At 47.0% G+C, this 17384-nt stretch carries 17 protein-coding genes and 1 pseudogene; 12 read left to right on the plus strand and 6 right to left on the minus strand.

Annotation, left to right across the window (positions count from 1 at the left end):
• Nucleotides 1-104: 104 nt before the first annotated feature.
• On the plus strand, nt 105-707 hold the full coding sequence (locus tag A3844_RS09965) for a hypothetical protein (protein WP_074083922.1): 603 nt from the start codon (nt 105-107) through the stop codon (nt 705-707).
• Nucleotides 708-810: 103 nt separating this feature from the next.
• On the opposite strand, the gene A3844_RS09970 is transcribed toward A3844_RS09965, so the two are convergent.
• Nucleotides 811-1401 (minus strand): TetR/AcrR family transcriptional regulator, encoded by a 591-nt coding sequence (locus tag A3844_RS09970; protein ID WP_208619411.1) that lies wholly within the window; start codon nt 1399-1401, stop codon nt 811-813.
• A 145-nt stretch (nt 1402-1546) separates the two neighbouring features.
• Here A3844_RS09970 and A3844_RS09975 point away from each other — a divergent pair.
• From A3844_RS09975 to A3844_RS09990, 4 genes and pseudogenes are all read left to right on the plus strand, one after another.
• Nucleotides 1547-2548, plus strand: a pseudogene (locus A3844_RS09975) (NADP-dependent oxidoreductase).
• 18 nt (nt 2549-2566) lie between these two features.
• Nucleotides 2567-3343: an SDR family oxidoreductase gene (locus A3844_RS09980; protein WP_074107320.1), complete on the plus strand. Its 777-nt coding sequence runs from the start codon at nt 2567-2569 to the stop codon at nt 3341-3343.
• Between the two features lie 148 nt (nt 3344-3491).
• Nucleotides 3492-4244 (plus strand): SDR family NAD(P)-dependent oxidoreductase, encoded by a 753-nt coding sequence (locus A3844_RS09985; RefSeq protein ID WP_074083925.1) that lies wholly within the window; start codon nt 3492-3494, stop codon nt 4242-4244.
• A 150-nt stretch (nt 4245-4394) separates the two neighbouring features.
• The gene (locus A3844_RS09990) at nt 4395-5219 is read left to right on the plus strand and encodes a serine/threonine protein kinase (RefSeq protein WP_074083926.1); all 825 of its coding nucleotides are present in this window, start codon (nt 4395-4397) and stop codon (nt 5217-5219) included.
• A 398-nt stretch (nt 5220-5617) separates the two neighbouring features.
• Here A3844_RS09990 and A3844_RS10000 read toward each other — a convergent pair whose 3' ends face one another.
• From A3844_RS10000 to A3844_RS10015, 4 genes are all read right to left on the minus strand, one after another.
• Nucleotides 5618-6868, minus strand: coding sequence for a sugar efflux transporter (locus A3844_RS10000; protein WP_074083928.1), 1251 nt, complete (start codon nt 6866-6868; stop codon nt 5618-5620).
• Entirely contained in the window at nt 6853-8193 is a 1341-nt protein-coding gene (locus tag A3844_RS10005) for a DUF6271 family protein (protein ID WP_074083929.1), read from the minus strand. The genes A3844_RS10000 and A3844_RS10005 overlap by 16 nt, the downstream gene beginning before the upstream one ends.
• A 204-nt stretch (nt 8194-8397) precedes the next feature.
• Complete coding sequence (locus A3844_RS10010) at nt 8398-10134, minus strand: SGNH/GDSL hydrolase family protein (RefSeq protein ID WP_083606783.1); 1737 nt, start codon at nt 10132-10134, stop codon at nt 8398-8400.
• Nucleotides 10135-10313: 179 nt separating this feature from the next.
• Nucleotides 10314-11423 (minus strand): GerAB/ArcD/ProY family transporter, encoded by a 1110-nt coding sequence (locus A3844_RS10015; protein ID WP_074083930.1) that lies wholly within the window; start codon nt 11421-11423, stop codon nt 10314-10316.
• A gap of 183 nt (nt 11424-11606) precedes the next feature.
• Here A3844_RS10015 and A3844_RS10020 point away from each other — a divergent pair, with 183 nt between their 5' ends.
• From A3844_RS10020 to A3844_RS33720, 6 genes are all read left to right on the plus strand, one after another.
• Entirely contained in the window at nt 11607-13094 is a 1488-nt protein-coding gene (locus A3844_RS10020; protein ID WP_074107380.1) for a spore germination protein, read from the plus strand.
• 9 nt (nt 13095-13103) lie between these two features.
• A complete protein-coding gene (locus tag A3844_RS10025; RefSeq protein WP_074083931.1) occupies nt 13104-14327 on the plus strand; it encodes a Ger(x)C family spore germination protein in 1224 nt (407 codons plus the stop codon).
• A 5-nt stretch (nt 14328-14332) separates the two neighbouring features.
• Entirely contained in the window at nt 14333-14563 is a 231-nt protein-coding gene (locus A3844_RS10030; protein WP_074083932.1) for a hypothetical protein, read from the plus strand.
• Nucleotides 14564-14619: 56 nt separating this feature from the next.
• A complete protein-coding gene (locus A3844_RS10035; RefSeq protein WP_074107321.1) occupies nt 14620-15201 on the plus strand; it encodes a TetR/AcrR family transcriptional regulator in 582 nt (193 codons plus the stop codon).
• A gap of 20 nt (nt 15202-15221) precedes the next feature.
• Nucleotides 15222-15644, plus strand: coding sequence for a GNAT family N-acetyltransferase (locus tag A3844_RS10040; protein ID WP_074107322.1), 423 nt, complete (start codon nt 15222-15224; stop codon nt 15642-15644).
• Nucleotides 15645-15727: 83 nt separating this feature from the next.
• Nucleotides 15728-15856 carry a hypothetical protein gene (locus tag A3844_RS33720; protein ID WP_256701716.1) on the plus strand — a complete coding sequence of 43 codons (129 nt, stop codon included), beginning with the start codon at nt 15728-15730 and terminating at the stop codon, nt 15854-15856.
• A 112-nt stretch (nt 15857-15968) separates the two neighbouring features.
• Here A3844_RS33720 and A3844_RS10045 read toward each other — a convergent pair whose 3' ends face one another.
• Nucleotides 15969-16262, minus strand: a complete 294-nt coding sequence (locus A3844_RS10045; protein WP_074083935.1) for a phosphatidylinositol kinase — start codon at nt 16260-16262, stop codon at nt 15969-15971.
• A 181-nt stretch (nt 16263-16443) separates the two neighbouring features.
• Between A3844_RS10045 and A3844_RS10050 the strand changes: the two genes are divergently transcribed.
• On the plus strand, nt 16444-17382 hold the full coding sequence (locus tag A3844_RS10050) for an aldo/keto reductase family protein (RefSeq protein ID WP_074084054.1): 939 nt from the start codon (nt 16444-16446) through the stop codon (nt 17380-17382).
• The last annotated feature ends 2 nt before the right edge of the window (nt 17383-17384 follow it).

Below are 17384 nucleotides of genomic sequence, written 5' to 3' on the forward strand. Positions count from 1 at the left end.
CTGCGCTCGGGATAACAACAAAAGATCGATAGTAGTCAGACGCTTGGTTGGTTAACTTACGCTGTGTTAATATAATTGAATAATAAACCAGAGGAGGAAAATCATTGGGTTTTAAAAGATTTTATATCTTATTGACATCAACTCTTCTACTTTTTGTACTGGCAGGTTGCAGCGGTAGTTCAGGGGCCAGTAATTCCAAGGCCGCCAAGATGGAGCCGGATACGTTCTCGGAGCAGGATATGGCCATCTACAAAGTAGATAACAGCAAAGAAAGGGTCAGCTACGGCATGCACCGCAAGGATGCGGAGAAGGTGCTAGGGACCGGAAGTGTAGGGATTACCAATTCGTATACATATGAGTCTGGAGTAAGCGTGCTCTACAGGGATGATAAGGCCGTAGCCATAACGCTGAAAAGAGAATCCCAGGGGACATATAGAACTGCCCGGGGGGCTGAAACCGGCATGACGAAAGCGAAGATTAAAGAGTTATATGGAGAGAAATATGCGTTTGAGAGTAGTGAGAAATATATGGAGTATTACTACGATACAGAAGCGAAGCAACTTGTGGAAGGATCTGCAATAAAGTTGAATTCGCTCTCGGGGGAAGCGCTTAGAGCCAAACAACTGGTATCAACAGCCTATGATGCGGAAGGGAATGCTATCTTGATTATCCTGCTGGATGGGCAAGCCGCCAACACTTTCAAATAATATCTAATTGTTCATTTAGGAACTACTTCACACACACCGTCATTTTCTGCCGGTGTGTTTATTTTTGCAAATTCTCTTCGATAAGAGAGCGGTTTTTTTGGATTCACAGCCCCTGTTTGATCAAATTCCATATCCGTTCGAATCTGTCTTGGTAGTCTGGGTAATTCCAGGATTCTTTGAAGGATGGGAGGCTAAATACCGCAAATGCAGATAGAATCGCCTCCGCCCTTTCTAGGTGGGGATCATGATAGTCCATGAAGCCGTCAATAATCTGGTAGGAATCCCATAGAACGTCGCGTAATACCAGTGGATTGCTATCAACGTATTGCGTATTCAGGGCGAACATCTTGGGATTCTCGTTATAGGCGCGTTTTTTGGCATTCGCAAAGGCCCAGAGCCAATCATGGAGCCATTCCTTAGGATTAGCCGAATGAGTCATATCGATTTGGATTTGTTCTGAAATCATCCGGTTGAACCAGTTCTTAGAGACGGCTGCCCAGAGCTCTTGCTTATTTTTATAATGTTTATAGAGCGCTGCGTGGGTGATACTTAATTCATCCGCAATTTGGGAGAGCGTCACTTCGGATTTTTCCGTGCGCTCCATTAATGCCTCGGCTGTTTCAATAATGAGCTCTTGTGTGATTTTAGCCATCCTGCTGCCAACCCTTTCTTCATCAATAAAATCCTCAATCATCGTTTATATACCTGTCTGTATTTTAGCATATACAACAGTCAGTAACAATTGTTGACTTTTGTAACCTGCGGATTTATGCTTGTTGTGCAAGTTACAAAATACGATAAATGTTACTTTTTATTCAGGGCAAAGGAGGCCATCCATTATGAAAGCAGCACAGATCACCAAATATTCAAAAAAGTTCATAGTAGAAGTCAACGATATTCCAGTTCCAGAAATAAGTGATCACGAAGTTTTGGTCAAGGTGAAGGCAGCAGCAGTTAATCATTTGGAATTGCTTATCGCTACCGGAAGCGTGAAGCTGATCCAGGATTATGAATTTCCACTGGTACTTGGTAACGAGCTGACGGGTGTTATTGAGAAGGTCGGTAAGAACGTCCATGAATATAAAGTGGGTGATGCCATTTATTCACGCCTGCCACTTCACAAAATTGGTGCTTTTGCTGAGTACGCGGCGATTCGTGCAGATGCTATCGGGCACTTACCCGCTAATCTGGATTTTGTGACCGGTGCTGCTGCGCCATTAACAGGCTTGACTGCCTATCAAGGATTACATGAAGAATTAGCTGCAAAAGCTGGCGAAAGCGTGTTTATCCCCGGGGGTTCGGGTTCATTTGGCCAAATGGCCATTCCTATCGCCAAAAGCATGGGGCTTAAGGTCATCGTTAGTGGAAATCCGCAAGCACGTGAACGGACAATGGCGGCTTGAGCAGACCAATATATTGATTACACGACGGAGAAATACTGGGAACTACTTCGTGATGTGGATTATGTGATGGATACCTTGGGACCAAGCGAATTTGATCATGAACTTGCAATTATTAAAGCAGGCGGTCGCCTTCTTTCTCTGCGTACGGGTCCTAACAAACGTTTTGCCGAAGATATAGGCTTGTCAGGCTGGAAGCAAAAGCTCTTCGCCATTGCCGGGGCTAAGTATGATTACAAAGCGAAGAAAAAGAACATTCAATATCATTTTATTTTTGTACGGAGTGATGGCGAACAGTTAAAAATAATTACGAAGATTATTGAAGATAACGGGATTGTCCCAGCGGTGGACCCCACAGAATTCCACATTGAAGATATTAACGAAGCACTAAATTTTGTGGCTACAGGTCATCCTAAAGGAAAAGTCATTATCCGATTCTAAGGGGAGTAGACGATAACAATGAATTTAAAAAATAGAACGATACTGGTGACAGGCGGGACATCCGGGATTGGCTTTGCTTTTGCTAAACGTTTTCTTGAAATGGGAAATACCGTGATCATTACGGGGCGTTCACAACAACGCATCGACCAGGCAGTAAAAAACAATCCCGGACTCATTGGGCTGGCGGCAGACGTTAGTGATCCCATAAGCGTTGATCAGCTGGCCAAAGAACTCGCTATTCACTATCCGAAACTGGATATTGTTTTTAATAATGCTGGTATCATGCACGAATTTGACTTGTTTGATGAAAATATCACCTATGAGCATCTTGCCGCAGAAATCACCACGAACTTGAACGGTACCATTTATGTCACTAAGGCTTTATTGCCACTGTTAGCCAAACAACAGGAGGCCATGATTGTTAACGTCAGCTCATTGCTTGCAAATATTACAGTTGCTAACGCACCGGCTTATTCTGCAACGAAGGCAGGCGTCCACATGTTCAGTGATGCATTACGTGAGCAAATCCGTGCCAAAGGAAAAAAGATTCATGTGATGGAACTTTGTCCACCTGTTATTTCTGAAACCAATCTCACAGACACGTATGACGAAGGGTTCCTGAATAAGATGATCTCTTTGCCATTGGCGAAGCTTGTTAATGCTGGTATTACTGGGATGGAAAAAAACAAACTACGCGTGAACGCAGGTTTTACTAAAGTAATGCGTTTTTCCATGAAGTTCGCCCCGGATTTCATCACACATACTTGGGGTCAAATGATTCTGAAAGCAAAATAATGCGAGAATATCTGGAAAGATAATTCTTTACTGAACGTTCTAGAAATGATATGCTAGACCAAGTTAGAGTGACCGTTTTATTTTAACTAAAGTAGAACGATCATTCTTCAATTATCTAAAAATACTTATTAAAAGGGAGAGAATCAGGATGAAGTACACAGTGATCACAGGGGCAAGCTCAGGAATTGGATATAAAACAGCTTTGGCGTTTGCTGCACGCGGTAAAAACTTAATTTTGGTAGCCAGACGATTAGATAAATTAGAAGAGCTTAAATCAGCAATCCAGGTTATGGATCCGAATGTAGATGTTATTGTTCATACAAGTGACCTGTCGGATACAGAGCAGGCCTACACACTGTATAACACTTTGAAGGAATACCAAATTGAAACCTGGATTAATAATGCCGGGCTTGGTGAAGGTTCTTTTGTAGCAGAACAGAATTTAGACAAAGTTGAAACCATGCTTCGTGTTAACATTGAATCCTTGACGATCCTGTCCACACTATTTGTGCGGGATTATGCTGATGTAGAAGGAACTCAGTTGATTAACGTATCATCGGCACTCGGATATGCGATTGCTGTGGGGAGTGTGGCTTATTCTGCATCTAAATATTATGTCAGTGCCTTCACCGAAGGGCTTGCCAAAGAACTGGAGCTTAAAGGTGCGAAATTAAAAGCAAAAGTGTTAGCACCCGCAATAACTGAAACAGAATTTGTGAAGAAATCAATCGATGCTGAAGAATTTGATTACAAAGCAAACATGCCTAAGTACCACACTGCCGAACAAATGGCGGGTTTCATGGTAGAGCTATATGATAGCAACGATGTGGTAGGTATTGTGGACCAGAACTATGACTTCAATCTGAGAAGTCAAATCTATCCGATCATCTCTGAGTTTTAATTCGCATCCATCTATTTGCTTAAATTCATTGGAAGAGGAGAAAGTATCCTGGCAGAAATGGCTTCAATCAGCCGCTGAATATCGTCATCTATGAGATAATAACATTACTAGTGTTCTATATGCCTATAGAGAATGTGGGGTGGAAGAGTAATGGTATTTGAACGGTGGCGAGGATTTGTTCAGGCCTGGCGGGATTACCCGCTTCCGGAAGGGAGCCGGATCGGTGAATGGTATACGATAGAATCCCTATTAGGGGAAGGGAGCTACGGGCTTACTTACCGGTGCTTCGACTCCAGGGATGGAGCTCTTCTAGCTGTCAAGCAGTCCAGACCGAGCAAGAAAGCGGTGGGACGGAGTATGCTGGCCAAGGAGCGGGATATCTTACAGGCCATGAATCATCCCCATATTCCTAAGTGCCGCGGTTACTTTGAGCAGAGGGGTACAAACTGGCTGGTGACCGATTATATAGAGGGTAAAACGCTGGAGGATCTGATCTTCGATGAGCACATGGTCTACGGGGAGCGGGAGTGCCTGGCCACAACCCTGAGACTGATGGAATTGGTAGCCCATGTCCATTCGCGAGGATATGTTCACCTTGATCTGCGGATTCCTAATGTGATTCTCCAGAATAATGAAGAAGTATACTTGATTGATTTCGGGTTGGCAAGGCGGATCGGAGAGGCGGATACGGTGCTGGAGAGGCGGAGCCCGAAGGTGGAGGAGATACCGAAACGGAAGCCGCCGGTTATTGCCTCGGATTTGTATGATATCGGGCAATTCATGCTGTTCATGCTGTATTCCGGTTACAGACCCGAACCGGGAGGGAGAGAGCGGAGCTGGCGGGAAGAACTGGACTTGTCGCCAGGAATGCTGCGTATCGTATCCCGGCTTCTCGGAGAACAGGAAGCCTACCCGGATACAGCTGTTTTTGTCCGTGAAGCCGAAGCTTTGCATGAGAGTCTGCAGTCATATTGATTTCCGCACAAAAAGGCGCCTTCATCCAAAAGATGAAAGGCGCCTTGTGATTTTGGAACAGTGCCCAAACGGGCAAAGATTAGCTTGAGCTGCCGTAGCGATTCTTATAATATTTATGTCCATTTCCTCCATGGTGCGCGTCCGAAGATGAGTGGCGTTTGTATCCGTGATTACTGCTAGAATGTCTGCCGTACACAGGCCTCTCTTTATGACCGCTTGAAGATCTGCTTCGCCTTCCATGTTGGGAGTGTTCCATGGAGTGCAGGACTTTGCCGAGAATTTTTTTTAGCATCATGTTTCCTCCTCTAGGGTTATATAGGCCGCTTAGTGCGGTCTTATTACTTAATTACCCCTGTAGTACGGTATTCATACCTGCAGGTTTCGTGATTAGTCAGTGGTTATGTTAACGTTTCAGCCTGCTTCATGGAATCTTTCTTATTGCTTAGTAAGCTTGTGCTGTTAATAAGCACGAGTCCAAGGCCAGCCAGGGTGGCACAGGCGATGAATATCGCGCGGTTCCCCATCCACTCCCCAATACTCCCAGCCATGAATCCGCCAAGCATAAGTCCGATGGTTGTAGCATTGGAATACATTGTTGTCGCGGTTCCAGGGGATTCTGGAATTAGCTCCTGACAATAATTGAGGCCAACGCCCAGTACAATAGACACGTAGGCAGCATTCAGAATCTGGCAAGCTGCCAGTTGCCAGGTTGTATCCGCTCCAGACGATACAACAAAATAAAGAACGCCAAACACACCAGCGGCTTTCATAATGAACGTATTGCCGTACCTTTTAGCCAATAGACCGAATCCAAGCATAAACGGGATTTGTAGCAGAGCGCCCAGCCCAACCAGCCAACCGACGGTTTGGTCTGTAGCGCGAAGATTAACCGTAGTAAGCAAAGGTAAGGCAATTCCTGACATAGCATTACTGGTCTCGAAAATCATGAAGGCAGAGATGGAGACCCACAGCAGCCAGCGTCCCGTTTGTTTGGTAGTCTTTGTCCGCGCCAAAGTTAGGTCCGTGTCAGTCACGGAAGGACGGTCATATCTAACCAGATATACAAATACAATCAATGCTATTACAGCATATAGACCCGCAACAAATAGGAATAACGCGCTATAATCCCGATTTCTGATCAACAAGGGGGCAAGCAGGGGGCCTACTACCCACGAAAGGGAAAATAAGGTTCTTTGCAGAGATATCGCAATGGCTGCGTCCTTGTTCACCGCAGTGGCTGCATCCCTCACATAGGCAAATATTTGCGGGAATACAGAAGTCGCCAGAGCAATGAATGTAATGGATACGATCAGTAAAGTGTAATAATTCTCAAAAACAGCAAAAAGAGAATAGCCGATGATTGCAGCTGCTGATGCGGCGAGTAGTATGGTTTTTCGATTAAGCCGTCTATCAGATAACCTGCCGATCCAGCTGGACACCCCCACCTCGAACATAGAGGAGACGGTCAAAAATATCCCCAGCATCCAAGAGCTCATTCCAATTTGCTGCATTCCGAACAATGGCATGAATGTCATGGTCAAGGAGAAACCGACACCCATAAGAAAGGTGCAAGCCAAGGCAGGCAGATATGCCGGGATACCTCTAGATTCCGCTAAATCGGCTAGTAGTTGATTCAATATGCGTTGCATCTGGATTCGCTTCCTATCTGCTCAGAAAGATGGATTAACTCTCTCCAGATATTTTGCAGCTTAATGCTTCTAGTATAATCATCATCGAGTTCGTCAATCAGAAGGCTTGCACCACGTTCCAGTTCCTCTGCAACTTGGCGATATTCGTCCAGCCCGGAGGGCAGTAGAATTCTGTGTGCCAGGTCATGAACCAAGCCTAATCTTGTCTTCCTGTCCAAGTTCATCTGGCATTCGGATAGCAGATTCACCAAAGTGGAGGGTCCTGTATCCCGGAGAATATGAAAACCGTTCTCTTCAGGAAGGGCTAGCCGATGCAAATAATTGCAGCGGAATTCCGTTATGAAAAAATTGTAATCCGCCAGCTTCGCGATGCCTTTCCAATAGTTCAAGGTCCCGTCCTGCTGCTTACGGGTGTATTCATGGGCATGAATAATCCGCTGGGTATGATAGACTGCGGGGACTTTTAACAGGGAGCCCAATATATAAGTGTGATAATCGAATCCGATACAGCGGGAGCCGATAAAATTGGGAATCCACTTAAAAATCTCCATCATCGCGATATTTCCGCATTCAGGATAATTGGGGACAATCTCAGGGATATCGGGAAGCTGCTCACAGGTGATCAATAACGGCCGAGTGCGGAAGTTCAGCTCGCCATCACTGTATTTGGCGTCAATGTAAGCAGGTATCCGGGCTTCGGGTATGCTTAATAGGGTCAGAAATTCATTTAGTGTCTGTGTATTATGCTGCTGAAGCAGCTCCAGAGTCACATTCCAATCTCCGATGTAATCGCTGCCTGCGATCCAGATTTCTTCTTGCAGTAATTCATCAGTAAGGCTCTCGCAGGTATCCATCATAGGAAGTACCTCGGCAACTTTTTTACCGATAAACTGCATTTCCCCCGAAACGGGATACAAGGTCTCATCACCCAGAGGGGTAAAACAATCCGAATCTCTGCGATGAATCACCTTCCGCCCGTACCTGACAGCAACGAGATAGAGCATATTAAAAACCTTACCATAATCGACTTCCTCCGGATGAGGATAGAGCAATCGGGTTAATTCAGCGAGATCCCATTGTCCATGCCCAGCGAGGTCTCGAATCCACTCTAATTGGTCATTGAGATCATGGTGAATGATCGGAATGGAAGTGGTCTTCTGAAGTGCTATAATGTCTTTCTTGTTTTTTATCACTACATGGGAAGGTCCATTATCTAGGATGATTAACTCTTCCGGATCGATTCCCCGTTGCTGCATGGATGTCATTTCAATAAGGATAGATTGGACAGCAGGCAGTACAAGGCGATTGGTCGGGATGGCAAACATTAAATGGATCATCTCCTATTATATAGATAGAATAGAGGCAGGGAAATTATAGCATATCTGATAAAATTACGGAATCGATAGTTTGCCCCCGTTCATAATCCTAGTAAGCTGGTAATAAAAAATTCCCTTCCCCAGCAGAATGACCACCGGGAAAAGGAATTTATTTAAGGGTTTACCGTTGGTTGACTCCCCATTGAGGAAGGTCTAAGCGTTATATCCAAAACCCAGAATAGTAAAGCATTTATCCTGATCTTCAGGCGCCATTTGGATTTCGATTACATGCTCCTGGCTATGCTCATTCTGATAGAGAATCACCGGATTGCAGTGTGTCCAGTTGTTCTCATGCGGATCAGCGGTGACTGCCAGCTTGCCATCTACGAAAATCTCCGCTTTACCGAACTCGGAGCTGCCCGAATCCTTATATACCAGGATAAGGTTTCTACTGGTTATACTCAGCTTGAAGCTGTCCGGCCCGGACGCTGCCGTATGCATCCAGTTATAGGGGAATTCGGGAGTCCCAACCGGGCTCAGATCCATTTCGACCATCTGCAGTTCTGTATCCGTACCCGTAAATCCACCCGCTTCGATGACAGCGCCTGTATGGCTCTTGCGGTCCAGCAAACGGGTCCCGGCAAAATCATTCCCGAGAACCGGCTGTTGATCCAACGTGATATCCTCATCGTCTATATGCGATTTATAGGTTTCAGAGAACAAGTAGGCGAGACAATCCGCCATGACCCGGTGACCATCATTAGTAGGATGGTAGATGTCATAGAAAAATTGCCGTTTCGATATGATGTTGCCCTCAGCCTTGCTCAGGCGGAACTGCCCGGTCACCGCGTCCTTTACGCTCACCATGGGAAGATTATAGTGCAGGCCTACAGGTGAAAGCCGTTCCTGCAGGTTCCAGTCATTCACAAACACGCTGAACAGCAGAATTACGGCAGGCTGGTTACGCGCAGAAAGAATTTTCAGGCAGAGGCTTTCGTAGCAATTGCCCTTCGTTTCATCCCCCTCGTCATTGACTGCAAATTCAACCACCACGATGTCCGGCATTACGGCGCCGTCTCTAAGAATGTCCCTGTCATAGCGGATCACTCCAAGTTCCGAGGGTGTACCCCCTACACCGGCTTTTACATAGTGAATGTTCTCTCCCCCGTCCCGGCCGAACAGTTCCTTGAATCTTACATAAGATTGATAGGCATAACATTCGGTATGTATCGGCTTCGCCCCCGCACCCTGAGTAATGGACCCTCCGATGAAAGCGATCGTAACATCCTCACCCCGTAATGCTTTATCTATGGCGGATTTCAATCTTTTATTATTTCCTGAATGCATGAAGGACTTCGCGATCATGTCCCGGTATTCCTTGGAACCGTATGCAACCGGCGGCTCGGCTATAAGCTCAGGCGCATTATATCCGTCGTTCAGATAGAACATAATGCTTGCCGTTGCCAGCTCGCCTTCGTGGCTGAACTCAAAGGCGAATTTGCCGGGGATGTCATCCTCCTCTGCCCACTCGATATCCTCCAGCCTGAGCACCATTTCTGTTCCGTCATTCGGGCATGGAACAAGCAGGCGGGTGCCTGTCTCATACTTGCTCGTTCTGCCCCAGTTCTGCAGAAGAAAAGATACTGCTGCCTCCCCGCTGTTCGCCTTGACGGAGACACCGATACTGTGGACTAATTTGCGAAATCCTGCCCAACTGCCCAGTAGAGCCAGCATCTCTTCATCCGTAACGCCGCCAATATATTTGGCCTTGTCAATCAAATAGCTGCCGTCCAGATAGATTTCCTGCGAAGGCCGGCCTTCGGCCCTGGCAGTCGCCTCAATAGCTGTTTCAAATAGTATGAAAAAGCCGCTTCTTTTCTCCACCGGGTCTTTAGGTGCCGTAGGGCCTTCGTTATTGCCGGCAGCAATGATCCTGTTATTGTCTTTCACTTCGACCAGCCTCGCTTTTTATAAGTATGAATGCGTTCACATTAACTTATATTATAGACATGGACGCAGGATCAGCTCAACGAGCATTAGGAATTTGTATTTAGTTATTACAAAAAATCTCTAGTTTACCCAAGGTACTCCCATCGGTCATCGTATCCTGTATTTCAACATGAAGGCTGCTACTGCCTGGCGTTGTGGCCGAAGCGCTTCCTGATATGATACACAATGAGCAGGAGTGACGGGAAGACCAAAGCGTAGGTGATGTCCCAATCCAACCAGCTAGGGGTGACTTCCTTAATGTAGAAAATAATATCTTTGGCCAGCAGATTCGACATGCCGTAAATCAGAAATCCTACAGGAAAGATCAGGGGCTTGTAGGTTTTCAGTTTCAGCAGTTGCGCTGTCCCCAGGACAAAGGCGTAGAAGTAAAGCGCTGTTTTGAAGTATGTGCTTATAATCCATGTGGTGGCCATCAGCGCTTCAATCCGCTGCAGAAAATTGCCAATGTTGACTCTTTGGGCAAGAACATAAGCTGCATAGAATACATGCTCGGAAAAATAAACCCCAAGTATCGTCAGAGAGAGAAACAAAATCAGGTTAAGACTAATAGATGCGATGAATAAGGTTATAAAAATGTCCCGGCTGGTTTTACTATGTTTTTGGGCAAACGGATAGATCATGAAGAACACACACAGTTCCCCGAACGGGTAAAAGATGCCGAACAAAATGGTATGCAACATGTCAGGAAGAGGTGTATGCAAAACAGGATGAATCCGCTCCATTTCGACATCGGGAAACAGCAGGACGATTAGGCAGATTAAAAAAACCGCAAAAAATGGAAGGAAAATCTGCGCGGACCGGCCCAGATTTTCCAAACCCAGCCTGATGCCGTACACCAGCAGAACAATTGCCATGAAGCGGATCACTCCGCCGGGTGTACCCTCGTAAATTTGTGTACACATGAAGTCTTCAATTTCCCTGACATAAGTGGATGCTGCCATCAGGAAAAAGAATAAATAACTCACCGCTACTGCTCCGCCCGCCCATCTCCCCAAAATTTGCGTGGATAGCTCGATAATGGTTTTATTTGGATTGATATTTGCGGCGGATATCATTATTTTAACGGTTGCCAGTCCCAGCGGAATACTGATCAGTCCGGCAATCCATGCATCCTCGTGGGCTCCTGTGGTCATGATTGAAGGATAGACAAGCGCCATATCCCCAATAAGCGTAAAAAGCCCTAGAATGATCAATTGAGCCGTACTGATCCGGTCCTTTTCAAGACTCATGAGATTCCTCCGTATCGGCTGCAAACGGTCCTTCAGCCACTTTTTTTCCTTTCCTTAGCATGCAAATATCTTCCACAATTATGCATCCCAGACATAAATAATGATAGACAGGGATAATTATCAATTTCCGAATCATACTATGTACACTTATTCGTGGGAAGTGGAGGATGCGAATTGAAAGATATGAACTTTGGCACATTGTCACCCTGTCTTAAGGATAATCAGATGCAGTTGGTTCAGCTTCTCGGGAAAAGCACCGATCTGTTGATTAAAGAACTGCAGCCGGATCGTTATACGCAAATCGCCGTGATATATATAGACGGTCTTGTGGATACCCAGGTGCTGCATAATTCCATACTCTTTTCGCTTCAGGAAGGCTGTACCCCGGATCGGCTGAAAGATCTGGATGCGGGGCAGAAACTTGATCTTCTGCACAAACGCATACTGATGGCAGGAGATATGTCCGTCACCCATGACTTGAAACCATTCGTTCATCAGTTGTTGTCAGGCAATGTGATGGTGATGGTGGATGGAATTTCAAGTGCTCTGCGGATCGGGCTGCCCGGGTGGGAGGACCGCAATGTAAGCGAACCAAGCTCACAGACGGTTGTACGGGGTCCGATGGAAGGATTCACGGAGAATTTACGGACGAACACGGCGCTGATCCGGAGGAAAATCAAAGACAGTCAGCTATGGCTGGAGACTGTTGAGATTGGCAGGGTGACCCAGACCAGTGTGTCCATTATGTATCTCACTCACATTGCAAGCCCTGATCTGGTACAGGAGGTAAAACGCCGGTTGGGCAAAATTGATATAGACGGCATTCTGGAGAGCGGATATATCGAGGAATTGATTCAGGATACAGTGGCCACACCTTTCCCGACCATTTATAACAGTGACCGCCCGGATACGATCGCGGCAGGAATCCTTGAGGGCAAAGTGGCGATTCTTGTTGACGGTACGCCGTTTGTTCTGCTGGTGCCCACTTTTTTTGTTGCCTTTTTTCAATCTGCAGAAGATTACTATCAGCGGGCGGATATTGGTTCCTTGCTGCGTTTCATCCGATTCTTATCCTTTTTCATTACCATGCTTGCGCCGTCGCTTTATGTGGCAGTTACTACTTATCATCAGGAGATGATCCCTACTACTCTTGTCATCAGCCTTGCCGCACAAAGGGAGAGCGTTCCCTTTCCGGCGTTCGTGGAGGCATTGCTGATGGAATTGATTTATGAGATTTTACGGGAAGCGGGGGTGAGAATTCCGAAGAACATAGGGCAGGCGATCTCGATTGTCGGTACGCTGGTAATCGGCCAGGCGGCAGTTTCGGCGGGCTTTATCTCCTCGGCGATGGTCATTATTGTATCCATTACAGCTATTTCCAGCTTTGTCATCCCTGAAACGGGAATGGCCATTGCGGCGAGAATCATGCGTTTTGCATTTATCGTTCTGGCTGGCTTTATCGGATTGTATGGCATTTTGTGCGGTGTCTTTATCGTCGTGATGCATTTGGCAAGCCTGCGTTCCTTCGGGATGCCGTATATGAGTCCAATTGCTCCATACCAATCCAATAATCTCAAGGATTCGCTCTTCCGCTTCCCCTGGCCGCTCTTGAAGAGCAGACCGGCAAACAGTAAAATTCAAAACCTTAACCGTCAAGACACAACCAAGTGAGGACTGTTTATGGACCCTAAAAAAGGTAGAACTTTTTCTTTGCTGCTGTTTGCTCTTCTCGGACCCCTGCTGCTCAGCGGCTGCTGGGAAAGAAAGGAGTTGAATGAAATGGCTTTTATACTGGCGATGGGGCTGGACAAGGCTGAATCCGGCTACAAGGTCACCATGCAGGAGGTTATTCCTTCTGCGATTTCCTCACAGACGGTTGGAGGATCAGGAGGCGGCGGGGTGCCAGTGGTTGTATCCAGCTTCACAGTACCGACCATTTATGAAGCAGACCGAAAGCACAGTCTTATCAGTTCGAGATCAGGCTACAAAGGGCATATCCGCGTACTGGTGATCGGAGAGGAACTCGCCCGGGCAGGTATTGCCGAAACACTTGATGTGCTGAACAGAAGCCGGGAACCGCGAAATGATTACTATGTTATGGTCGCGAAAGGTACTACCGCAGAAGAGGTCCTGAAGGTTCTTACCCCGCTGGACAAAATACCGGCGAATAAATTGTTTAGTGCCATGGACAAAGCCTATAAGGAATCCGCGAAGACCGTCGCTGTCCCGCTGTACCAATTTATTGAAGACATGATCTATGAGGGAGTAAATCCGGTATTGGCCGGCGTCGAGGTGTCTGGCAGTGCTAATGAGGGTAGCAAGAAAAGCAATCTCGATGAGAGTACCCCAAAAACCATATTGCGTTACCACAGTGTAGCTGTATTCAAGAGGGACAAGATGATCGGGTGGTTAAGCGATAATGAGGCGATTGGCTATAATTACATCACTAACAAAGTTGTCAAATCCTCGGGGCCAATACCAGGAGACGATGGCCGGCCGATTGTTATTGAGGCGCTGCACACATCCACGAAACGTAAAGTAAAAGTAATCGGCGGCGAGCCGCATATCTACATTCATGTAAAAGCGGAGTGCAACATTGAAGAGGTGGAGAGCCGAGATAATCTGGAGTCGGAGAAGGTAATCACAAAGCTGGTGAAGAAAACGGAAGAGCGGATTATCTCGCGGATGAAATCTGCTGTTGAGCAGATCAATGAGGATTACAATGCGGATATCATGGGCTTTGGCCAGCTGATCTACCGTGCTAAACCGAAGGTCTGGGCCAGACTGCGGCAGCAAAAGGGAGACGATTACCTGAAGTCGCTGCCTATTCATTACAGTGCCAGCGTTTCGATTACCCGGATCGGCGTTACGGACAAGTCTTTTATTGGTGATATCAAGGAGTGAGCGTAATGATGTTGCTGTTCTTTCTGGTGATTGCGGCAGGTTGTGTTGTCATCGATCTCCCTTTGCTGAAGCAGAAAGGCAGACCCCGTGACCGTCTGGTCTGGGTGCTGTTCTGGATCCTTGGCATTGCTGCGGTCTACTGTTCGTTATACAAAATCAAAGTCCCCAGCCCGCTGTATCTGGTAATGTTCATTTATAAACCGGTTAACAGCTTTTTTGAGATGTGGTTTCATTGACAAAAAAGAAGGAGCATGTGATAATTGCCTGACGGTCGTCAGGGAGGTGAGCCATTATGACTGCTAATGCTATTTTGCAAGCCGCTATAGCACAATTTGCCGAAAAAGGTTTTGAGGGTGCATCACTGGCTGGGATAGCCCAGGCTGTTGGCATTAAAAAACAGTCCATTGCAACCTATTTTCCTAAAAAAGAAGATTTGTTTCTAGCAGCTTTTCAGGAAATGGCCCGGCACTATATTGAGTTTCTGGACCAGTTGTTCAAGGGCATTCCGGGTACACCTGTGGAGGCGAGGCTGCGCGGGATTGTGTACCGGACCTACTATTATAGGGTGGAGCATCCCTTACTGACCTCTTTTTACAAAAGAAGTGTTCAATTTCCGGCGCCTTTCTTTCAGGAGATGCTGGAGCAGCAGATATCAATGATGGAGAAGCAGTCCTCCGCCTTTTACCGGGCTATTTTTGAGGAAGGCATGAATACCGGACAGATTCGGTGGCAGCACACGGAAAGTCTGCTATCGGCTTATTATTGTTTGCAGGATGGGATTTCCATGCAGATGTTTTTTTACAATCACGAAGAATTCGAGCGGCGCTTGAAGGATATCTGGGAGATTTTCTGGGCGGGCATTAAGCAAACGTGAAGAAGGAGTGGATTGAGAATATGCGGGTAGACCGGGTTGTCACCGAAGAAGGGCTGCAGGAAGCTTTTAGGATTAGGCGGGAAGTGTTTGTGGAGGAGCAGGGTGTGCCGCTGGCCGATGAATTTGATCAACATGAGCAGGCTGCTGAGCATATATTGATCTATCAGGAAGAGACAGCTGTGGGAACAGCCAGACTCCGGAATGTAGACGGTTGGGCCAAGCTGGAACGGATCTGTCTCCTTGCCCCATACCGCAAAAGCGGTCTGGGTTCTGTTCTTATCGCAACACTGGAGAAAATGGCGGCGGAACAGGGACTTCGGCAAGCCAAGCTGCATGGCCAGAAGCAGGCTGAAGGCTTTTATCAGAAGCTGGGGTATGAGACGGGTTCACCCGTTTTCATGGAAGATGGAATCCCTCATGTGCTTATGGTTAAGAACTTATAATAGAAAGAATTGTACATGATTGCGGTGTTGCTGCTGTTTGATACCTTACAGGAACTCAGAATCTGACCGGTGCCAGCCAAACTATGGATGAGAAGAACCTGATTATCCAGGGAACGAATACCGGGAAGCAGGAAGAATGGTCGCTAATCGGCGGGCCATTGACCTCGCAGAAGGGTGTTATTGAACTTACGCTGAACTGGTCGGAGCTGTAGAATAGGACAAGTAGACTGACGAAAGGGCGCGCCGGTACTCCATTGGCGCGCCGTTTTTGAGTTGGCTGTTTATACTCGTATAACCTATACAGAAGCTATGCCTGCTGCATCATTAGATGAAAAATGGAAGCAGGAACAATGCGGTGATGGCACCAAAAGGTACGCGTCTCGGATAAAAGCGGCGGCGTGGATAGAAGCCCGGGTAGTATCCAAATTGTCTATAAGTAGACGCATTGGCAGGCATTCCGTTCATTTGTCCCATCATTTCGTTCGAAGGAATGGCCAGTGTAACATAGTCCTGATCAATATGAGCAATAAACCCGTCAAAATTCTGTCCGTCAGTAGTAGTGATACCGACGTATTTATTCATGCAGTTCCAAGCGAGTTGCTGATAGTTTGTATCCATGGATAGCCTCCTCAAATCATATCTCGACAACAGTCTATGGACTGTAACCTATTGTGATCACGGCATATGCCCATAACTCAAAAATATTGGGATCTATATATTCCATACAAACTATTTTAAAATGGATATGAAGCGCTATTTAGCCGGACAAGAGCCGGATATCGAGAGGAGCATGTACAAGATGAAATACCGCAGATTGGGTGGAACCGGACTTAAGGTGAGTGAGATCAGCTTGGGAAGCTGGCTGACCTATGGGGGTTATGTAGAGCGGGACAATGCTGTTAAAGCTATTGAGACCGCTTACGGTTTGGGCGTTAATTTTTTTGATACGGCAAATGTGTATGAGAAAGGCGCGGCCGAAAAGGTGCTGGGTGAAACGCTGCGCGGTTTTCCCCGTGAATCCTACGTGCTGGCTACCAAAGTGTTCGGTGTCATGGGAGACGGGCCCAATGACCGCGGCTTGTCCCGCAAGCACATTACAGAGCAGTGCCATGCCAGTCTGAAACGGCTGGGAGAAGATTACGTGGATCTGCTGTACTGCCACCGTTATGATCCGGAGACACCTATTGAGGAAACGCTGCGCGCGCTGGATGATCTGGTCCGTCAGGGCAAGGTACTCTATGTGGGTGTAAGTGAATGGACGGCCGCACAAATGGCGGAAGCACTGGCCGTTGCCGACCGTTATCTGCTGGACCACATCGTGGTCAATCAGCCGGTCTACAATATGTTCGAACGTTATATCGAAAAAGAGATTATTCCGCTGGGGCTGCGTAAGGGCATCGGACAGGTCGTGTTCTCCCCGCTGGCCCAAGGCCTGTTGACCGGAAAATACAGCTCGGTCTCCGACATTCCGGAGGACAGCCGCGCGGCGAAGCTGGACTGGATGCGTAAGGGGATTACCGAGGAGAAGATTGCCAAGGTCCGCGAACTGGGTGCAATCGCCGCTGAGCTGAATATTTCTGTCGGCAATCTGGCCCTGGCCTGGATTCTGCGGCAGCCGAATGTCGCGAGCGCCCTGGTAGGCGCCAGCCGACCAGAGCAGGTGGAAGAGAATGTGCAGGCTTCCGGCATCGAACTATCCGATGATGTTCTGACAGCGATTGAAGCCATAATCAGCTAAGG

This window comes from Paenibacillus helianthi (assembly GCF_001909055.1).
Classification (GTDB): Bacteria; Bacillota; Bacilli; order Paenibacillales; family Paenibacillaceae; genus Paenibacillus_AQ; species Paenibacillus_AQ helianthi.

Coding starts and splice junctions, on each gene's coding strand:
- A3844_RS09970 (WP_208619411.1), bottom strand. CDS start 1,401: ATGATTGAGGATTTTATTGATGAAGAAAGGGTTGGCAGCAGGATGGCT.
- A3844_RS09980 (WP_074107320.1), top strand. CDS start 2,567: ATGAATTTAAAAAATAGAACGATACTGGTGACAGGCGGGACATCCGGG.
- A3844_RS09985 (WP_074083925.1), top strand. CDS start 3,492: ATGAAGTACACAGTGATCACAGGGGCAAGCTCAGGAATTGGATATAAA.
- A3844_RS09990 (WP_074083926.1), top strand. CDS start 4,395: ATGGTATTTGAACGGTGGCGAGGATTTGTTCAGGCCTGGCGGGATTAC.
- A3844_RS10000 (WP_074083928.1), bottom strand. CDS start 6,868: ATGCAACGCATATTGAATCAACTACTAGCCGATTTAGCGGAATCTAGA.
- A3844_RS10005 (WP_074083929.1), bottom strand. CDS start 8,193: ATGTTTGCCATCCCGACCAATCGCCTTGTACTGCCTGCTGTCCAATCT.
- A3844_RS10015 (WP_074083930.1), bottom strand. CDS start 11,423: ATGAGTCTTGAAAAGGACCGGATCAGTACGGCTCAATTGATCATTCTA.
- A3844_RS10020 (WP_074107380.1), top strand. CDS start 11,607: ATGAACTTTGGCACATTGTCACCCTGTCTTAAGGATAATCAGATGCAG.
- A3844_RS10025 (WP_074083931.1), top strand. CDS start 13,104: ATGGACCCTAAAAAAGGTAGAACTTTTTCTTTGCTGCTGTTTGCTCTT.
- A3844_RS10030 (WP_074083932.1), top strand. CDS start 14,333: ATGATGTTGCTGTTCTTTCTGGTGATTGCGGCAGGTTGTGTTGTCATC.
- A3844_RS10035 (WP_074107321.1), top strand. CDS start 14,620: ATGACTGCTAATGCTATTTTGCAAGCCGCTATAGCACAATTTGCCGAA.
- A3844_RS10040 (WP_074107322.1), top strand. CDS start 15,222: ATGCGGGTAGACCGGGTTGTCACCGAAGAAGGGCTGCAGGAAGCTTTT.
- A3844_RS33720 (WP_256701716.1), top strand. CDS start 15,728: ATGGATGAGAAGAACCTGATTATCCAGGGAACGAATACCGGGAAGCAG.
- A3844_RS10045 (WP_074083935.1), bottom strand. CDS start 16,262: ATGGATACAAACTATCAGCAACTCGCTTGGAACTGCATGAATAAATAC.
- A3844_RS10050 (WP_074084054.1), top strand. CDS start 16,444: ATGAAATACCGCAGATTGGGTGGAACCGGACTTAAGGTGAGTGAGATC.